We start from the raw sequence: 2,563 nt of genomic DNA on the forward strand, positions 1-2,563 counted from the left end.
AATTAATTTTCTCGTGTCTCTGTCAGCCTAACTATTTTTATCTTAAATGACTAAAATGTGGATTTCAGATGTGAAATCCGCCATTGTAGGCAACGGTTTTTGGTATGTTTTGTTGAGTGATTTAGCTATAAATTTAGTAAATAATTACTGACCAAGAAAATCCCTTTAGGATTTTCGTAAGTGTGCTAAAACCAAACAATGAAATATACCAATTGTTAGCTACAGTTTTTTTTTAAAAATCACTCATAATAAAAATAAATCAATTAAACAAATATAAAGTGTTAAAATATATGAATTGTCGATTTTTTTTCGTATATTTGCAAAATATGAACCACTTATAAGAAATTATAAGTTAAAATAAATGAATTATGAATAAAAAAGGCTAGAACTCCTAGGTCTTAAGTTAGGAGAATTTATTAATCAAATATTAAATCCTATTGGATAAACATATTGAAAGGACTCCAAAGTGGTGGATTGTCTATAAACAAGAGATAAAACTTTTCGTTCGTACCGTTATAAGTTTTATCAGACTATTTTTCCTATAGTTCCACGTTACTCTAACCAAAGTGGTTAGTTTTATTTATTAATCATAAGGCTTGTTGTTGACGCAACAAGTCTTTTAATTATGTTGCAAATATAATACATCATTTACAGAAATCCAAATAAGTTTGATTGTTTTCGTTAATTTTAACACTTATTATGATTTTGAAATGTCTTACTAATCAATGTTTTAGTGTTTTTTTCTGCAATTTTTTCTCAGTAAAGTTTAATGAAGTGATTAAAAGCTTTATCTGTTCTATTTTTTTTAAATCATTATCGATTAATTAATCTTTCAAAAATTAGTTCAACTTTTGAGGCATATGAGAATTTATTTCCAAAACTTGTTACTCATCTTAATCAAATTTAATCCATCTTTTACTTTTTCAGTTAAGTTCTTGAGTACGGATTTTTATTTCGTAATTGTAGCTAACGGTTTTTGGTATGTTTTGTTGAGTAATTTAGCTATAAATTTAGTAAATAATTACCGACCAAGAAAATCCGATAGGATTTTCGTAAGTAGGCTAGAACCAAACAATAAAATATACCAGTTGTTGTAACACGTATTTTTTACAAATAATCAATTCCTATTAATTTTGAGTTATTTCTATTGAAAATTAAAATCATTATCAGATTTTTATTTTCTCTTATTTGAACTATCTCAACTTTCAAATAATGGTCAAATTCTTTTTCATCATAAAATTCAAATCCTCTTATTTGGGATTTCTTTAATTTTCCAAAGTCATTCTCAATTTTTGTATATATATTTTTTATATCATCAATTTTCAATTCAATCGATTTATCAAATAAATTGTAGATAGAATCATAATCCTTATTCAAAATATAGTTCGAAATATTCTCAATATTAGGAATCAACCTTTCAATTTGCTCAAGTTTAGTTTCTGAATAATGGTATTCTGATTTTGTTCCATTTTTCGAATTAATCGTAACTCTAACTTGGTTGTAATTCTCTTTTTCATTGTCTAAATTAGAATAAAATAAATATGCAATATTTCCTGAAAGTGATTTTAAAATCTCATAATTTTTATCAAGAAAATCGCTATCAAGCATCTCTAATTCATAAAATTTTATTGAATTTTCCTTTTCAGTTTTGAATCCTTTATGTTTAATACATTTTCCTCCATAAAAATCTAACACTTTCTGTACAGATTGAATTTCTTTTTCTGTCTCTATCGAATTATTTTTACAGGATGAAAAAATAATCAGAAAAATCAAAATGGTTAGTGGTTTACTCATAATTTCTTCAATATGTGTTACAACGGTTTTTGGTATGTTTTGTTGAGTGATTAAGCTATAAATTTAGTAAATAATTACTGACCAAGAAAATCCGATAGGATTTTCGTAAGTGTGCTAGAACCAAACAATAAAATATACCAGTTGTTGTACACTGTTTTTTAATCAAATTCAGTTTCAATTTTATTTATGTTCGCAATATCTTTATTCAGATATTTTATACTTACTTTCGGAGGAATTGAAATTTCTATACAAGTCTCGCTAAATACTAAACTATCAGACGATAATTTGCTTTGAAAATCATTTGACATTATCAAAGATTTTAAAATCAACTTAAACATTTTTCTGTCTTTATATTCCTCATACAGCTCATCTAATTTTGATTTATCAACATCCTTAAATCTACTCACGTGGATTTCTATTGATGGTGGAACTGTAATTCCTACAATTAGTCGATTCGTTCTGAAACCTGCTTTTTCAATCAGTGGTAAAACATCAAATACTTCTTTAACATAATTCAGAAACTTATTTTTCGTATTTGTTCCAAATTCTCCAATTTTTGATAATCCAGATTTTAATTGATTAATAATTTGGTCTGTATTTTCTGAAACTGATTTAGATGTCTTTTTTATTATTGAATTCTCTTTCATAAATATTTTCAATTATCATCCGAAATAGTGTACAACGGTTTTTGGTATGTTTTGTTGAGTGTTTCAGCATTAAATTTAGTAAATAATTACTGACCAAGAAAATCCGATAGGATTTTCGTAAG

2 protein-coding genes are annotated in these 2,563 nt (G+C 25.7%); both read right to left on the reverse strand.

Translation table 11 applies throughout. From position 1 onward, the window contains the following. Positions 1-1,107: 1,107 nt before the first annotated feature. The gene (locus tag BLU40_RS17305; RefSeq protein ID WP_090126756.1) at positions 1,108-1,794 is read right to left on the reverse strand and encodes a hypothetical protein; all 687 of its coding nucleotides are present in this window, start codon (positions 1,792-1,794) and stop codon (positions 1,108-1,110) included. Between the two features lie 158 nt (positions 1,795-1,952). Beyond that, the gene (locus BLU40_RS17310) at positions 1,953-2,441 is read right to left on the reverse strand and encodes a hypothetical protein (protein WP_090126759.1); all 489 of its coding nucleotides are present in this window, start codon (positions 2,439-2,441) and stop codon (positions 1,953-1,955) included. Positions 2,442-2,563: the final 122 nt, after the last annotated feature.

It is taken from the genome of Lutibacter oricola (genome assembly GCF_900106565.1).
GTDB classification, from domain to species: Bacteria; Bacteroidota; Bacteroidia; order Flavobacteriales; family Flavobacteriaceae; genus Lutibacter; species Lutibacter oricola.

What these genes read in the sequence shown, in the direction of transcription:
- BLU40_RS17305 (WP_090126756.1), bottom strand. Translation starts at nt 1,794, where the DNA reads ATGAGTAAACCACTAACCATTTTGATTTTTCTGATTATTTTTTCATCC.
- BLU40_RS17310 (WP_090126759.1), bottom strand. Translation starts at nt 2,441, where the DNA reads ATGAAAGAGAATTCAATAATAAAAAAGACATCTAAATCAGTTTCAGAA.